This is a genomic window from Streptomyces sp. CBMA123 (assembly GCF_014596465.1).
GTDB lineage: Bacteria > Actinomycetota > Actinomycetes > Streptomycetales > Streptomycetaceae > Kitasatospora.
Genome location: NZ_MECK01000355.1, coordinates 1 through 4496, shown reverse-complemented (window position 1 = coordinate 4496; position 4496 = coordinate 1). Strand labels below are relative to the sequence as shown.

3 protein-coding genes and 1 rRNA gene are annotated in these 4496 nt (G+C 72.4%); all 4 read left to right on the top strand.

Annotated features, from left to right (window positions below; all coding sequences use genetic code 11):
- Positions 1-112 (top strand): 5S ribosomal RNA (gene rrf / locus BG452_RS30335); the annotation flags it as partial.
- A 72-nt stretch (positions 113-184) separates the two neighbouring features.
- Entirely contained in the window at positions 185-1195 is a 1011-nt protein-coding gene (gene mshD / locus BG452_RS30330) for a mycothiol synthase (protein WP_188307553.1), read from the top strand.
- Between the two features lie 359 nt (positions 1196-1554).
- Positions 1555-3732, top strand: a complete 2178-nt coding sequence (locus BG452_RS30325; protein ID WP_223242943.1) for an RNA degradosome polyphosphate kinase — start codon at positions 1555-1557, stop codon at positions 3730-3732.
- A gap of 121 nt (positions 3733-3853) precedes the next feature.
- Positions 3854-4496: CHAD domain-containing protein (locus tag BG452_RS30320; RefSeq protein ID WP_188307552.1), on the top strand; the 643-nt coding region annotated here is incomplete at its 3' end.

Genomic DNA, 4496 nt, shown 5'->3' with positions numbered 1-4496 from the left:
TGGTCATAGCGTGAGGGAAACGCCCGGTTACATTCCGAACCCGGAAGCTAAGCCTCACAGCGCCGATGGTACTGCAGGGGGGACCCTGTGGGAGAGTAGGACGCCGCCGAACAATTCTTCAGAAAAGCCCCTGATCCTTACGGATCAGGGGCTTTTCGCATTTCCGTTGACGTATCGTCGGGGCATGGACGATCAGACAGCGGTCATGGCGGACAACGTGCTCCGTCCCGAGCAGCGCGACGGCGCCCTGCGTGTTCTGGCGGAGGCCCAGGCGGTCGACGGCCGGGCCGCCGTCTCCGAGCAGGGCCGGCTCCGGCTGCGGAACGCCGAGACGGCCCGGCCGGGTGTCACCCATGTCATCGGGAGCGAGAGCGGGTCCGTCGTCGGCTACGGCCAGCTCGAGGTGCCGGAGACCACGGGCGCCGACACCGCAGCCGCCGGCACCGCGACCGCCAACCCGGCCGCCGAGCTGGTGGTCGACCCGGCGGCCCGGGGCCGGGGTCTGGCCCGCCCGCTGGTCGACGCCGTCCTGGCGCAGGCGCACGGTGCCGGGCGTGACGCGGTGGACTTCTGGGTGCACGGCGGTCACCCGGCGGCCCGGCACCTGGCCGAGGCGTACGGCGCCGAGCTGGTCCGGGAGCTGCGGCAGATGCGTCGCACCGGTCCGCAGACCGAGGCCGTGCCCGTCCCCGAGGGCATCGAGCTCCGCACCTTCCGCCCGGGGGAGGACGACGCCGAGTGGCTGCGGCTGAACGCCCTGGCCTTCGCCCACCACCCCGAGCAGGGCTCCTGGACGGAGCAGGACCTGGCGGAGCGGATCGCCGAGCCCTGGTTCGACCCGGCCGGCTTCTTCCTGGCGACCCGGGACGGCAGGGTGGTCGGCTTCCACTGGACGAAGGTGCACCCGGCCACCGCCACCGAGCCGGAGCTCGGCGAGGTCTACGTCGTCGGGGTGGACCCGGCCGAGCAGGGCAGCGGTCTGGGCCGGGCGCTGACCGCGGCCGGCCTGCGTCACCTGACCGGGTCAGGCGCCGGCGAGCGCGGACTGGCGACCGTCCTCCTCTACGTCGACGCCGACAACCCGGCCGCGGTCCGGGTGTACGAGCGACTGGGATTCACCGTGCACGAGGTGGACCTCATGTACCGCGCCCGGTACCAGGCGGACCGGCCGGTCCGGCCGGGCACCCACGCGTAGCCACGACCCGCCTCCCCAGCCACGTCCGGGTGGTCCCCACCCCCTGGCCACGGGCGGCCCGGGGGTAACGGAGAGGTCGCGGGCGAGGGGCGGGGAAGGCCGCCGACCCCTTGCTCCGACCGACTCAGCTTTCCTCCTGGCCATGCGGTGTTTACCGTGGATTCAATTGCTGCCGCGAAGATCACAGGATGAAGTCCGTAGTGTCTCGCTCGTGCAGAGTCGACCGCCCTTCGTCGGCCGGTCCTGTACGGACCGCGCCCGGTGGGTGGGTGCTGTCCCCGGGGTCGACCCGGGGCGAGGACGACGGCCCGCAGAGCCATTCGCGTTCGGACGCCGTCCTGCTGGAGGAGCTGGAACCCATGAGCATCCCCCGCCCCGTCCCTGCCCCGCCCTCGCCCACGGCCCGGATGTCCGGTGCGCTGGGCGTCCCGCCGGAGCCGGCGACCACGGACGAGCAGGATTTCGAAGCACTGCCGCAGGGCCGCTTCCTGGACCGTGAGCGGAGCTGGCTGGCGTTCAACGAGCGCGTCCTGGAACTGGCCGAGGATCCGGGGATCCCGCTCCTGGAGCGGGCCAAGTTCCTGGCGATCTTCGCCAGCAACCTGGACGAGTTCTTCATGGTCCGGGTGGCCGGTCTGAAGCGCCGGATCGCCACCGGCGTCGCCCAGCGCAGCGCGTCCGGCCTCCAGCCGCGCGAGGTGCTGGACCTGATCTGGACCAGGTCGCGCGAGCTGATGGCCCGTCATGCCGCCGCCTTCCAGCAGGAGGTGCTGCCGGACCTCGCCGCCGAGGGCATCGAGGTGGTCCGCTGGCCGGAGCTGGCCGAGAAGGAGCAGGCCCGGCTGCACACCCTGTTCCGGCAGAAGATCTTCCCGGTGCTGACCCCGCTGGCGGTCGACCCGGCGCACCCCTTCCCCTACATATCGGGGCTCTCCCTCAACCTGGCCGTGGTCGTCCGCAACCCGGTGTCCGGCCACAAGCACTTCGCCCGGGTGAAGGTGCCGCAGTCGCTGGCCCGCTTCCTGGAGGCCTCGCCCCAGCGCTACGTCCCGCTGGAGGACGTGATGGGCGCGCACCTGGAGGAGCTCTTCCCGGGGATGGAGGTGTTGGCGCACCACGCCTTCCGGGTCACCCGCAACGAGGACCTGGAGGTGGAGGAGGACGACACCGAGAACATCCTCAAGGCCCTGGAGAAGGAGCTGATGCGGCGGCGCTTCGGCCCGCCCGTCCGGCTGGAGGTCGAGGAGTCGATCGACCCCTACATCCTGGACCTGCTGGTGCGGGAGCTGAACATCACCGAGGCGGAGGTCTTCCCGCTGCCCGGGCCGCTGGACCTGACCGGGCTGTTCGGGATCGCCGAGCTGGACCGGCCGGAGCTGAAGTACCCGAAGTTCGTGGCCGGTACGGCCCGCGGGCTGACGGACGTCGAGTCCGCCTCCCAGCCGGACATCTTCGTCGCGATGCGCGAGCGCGACGTGCTGCTGCACCACCCGTACGACAGCTTCTCCACCTCGGTGCAGGCCTTCCTGGAGCAGGCCGCCGCCGACCCGGACGTGCTGGCGATCAAGCAGACGCTCTACCGCACCTCGGGCGACTCGCCGATCGTGGACGCCCTGATCGACGCGGCGGAGTCCGGCAAGCAGGTGCTGGTGCTGGTCGAGATCAAGGCGCGCTTCGACGAGCAGGCCAACATCAAGTGGGCCCGCAAGCTGGAGGAGTCCGGCTGCCACGTGGTCTACGGCCTGGTCGGGCTGAAGACCCACTGCAAGCTGTCGCTGGTGGTCCGCCAGGAGGGCGACACCCTGCGCCGCTACTCGCACGTCGGCACCGGCAACTACCACCCGAAGACGGCCCGGCTGTACGAGGACCTCGGTCTGCTCACCTCCGACCCGCAGGTCGGCGCGGACCTCTCGGACCTGTTCAACCGGTTGTCCGGCTACTCGCGCCGCGAGTCCTACCGCCGGTTGCTGACCGCCCCGCGCGGCCTGCGCGACGGGCTGGTCTCGCGGATCCACAACGAGATCGCCCACCACCGGGCGGGCCGGCCCGCGTACGTGAAGATCAAGGTCAACTCGATCGTCGACGAGACCGTGATCGACGCGCTCTACCGGGCCTCGCAGGCCGGGGTGCCGGTGGACGTCTGGGTGCGCGGGATCTGCGCGATCCGGCCGGGCGTGCCGGGGCTCAGCGAGAACATCCGGGTGCGCAGCGTCCTGGGGCGCTTCCTGGAGCACTCCCGGATCTTCGTGTTCGGCAACAACGGCGATCCCGAGGTGTGGATCGGCAGCGCCGACATGATGCACCGCAACCTGGACCGCCGGATCGAGGCCCTGCTGCGGATCACCGACCCGGCGCACCGCGCCGAACTGTCCGGACTGATCGACCTCGGTGTCTCGGCCGAGACCGAGTCCTGGCACCTGGGACCGGACGGTGCCTGGGAGCGCCACTCGCAGGACGCCGAGGGCCGGCCGCTGCGGCACGTCCAGGACCTGCTGATCGACTCGCGCCAGCGCCGCCGGGCCGCCACCTCGCGCTGACGCGTCCACTGATGCGAGCCGCCGGAGCGGTCGGGGCCCCCGAGGCCCCGGGGGGACGTGCTCCGGCGGTCGGCCACCAGCCCCGGGGAAGGGCCCCGGGGGAACGGGGATCTACCACGCCATGACCGATGCGCCGATGACGGCCCAGGCGGCCTCCACGGAGACCGCCGGGGACATCCTTTCCCGCCATCTCACCGCCCAGGCGGGGGCGTTCCTGCGCGCCCTGCCGCTCGCGGTGGGCGAGGTCGGCGCCAGACCGGGCTCGGCCGCGGCCGTTCCGGCGAGCGGCACCGCCGACCTGCTGCGGTCCGTACGGCGGGTCGGCGGACTGCTGCACACCTTCGGGGCCGTCTTCGAACAGGCCTGGGCGCAGGAGTCGCGCACCGAACTGCGCTGGCTGCTCAACCTGTTGGCGCTGGAGCCCGGTTACGTCCGCCGCTCGGCCCGGCTGCTGGGCGCGGTGGACTCGCTGAGCGGCACCGATCCGGAGGGCACGGGGATGCTGGCCGGGCACGCCGGCGCCCCCAAGGCGCGGGCGCTGCTGGACCGGCAGCTGACCCTGGCCCGGACCAGGGCGCACTCCACGGTGCTCCAGGAGCTCCGCTCGGCCCGGCTGCACGCGCTGGCGGACCGGATGACCCTGCTGGTCGGCGAGGCGCCGCTGCTGGAGACGGCGGGCGGCCGGCCCTCGGCGGTGCTGCTGCCGCAGGCGGCGGCCGCGTTCACCGCGCTGTCGGCGAGCGCCCAGCAGCTGCCGCTGCGGC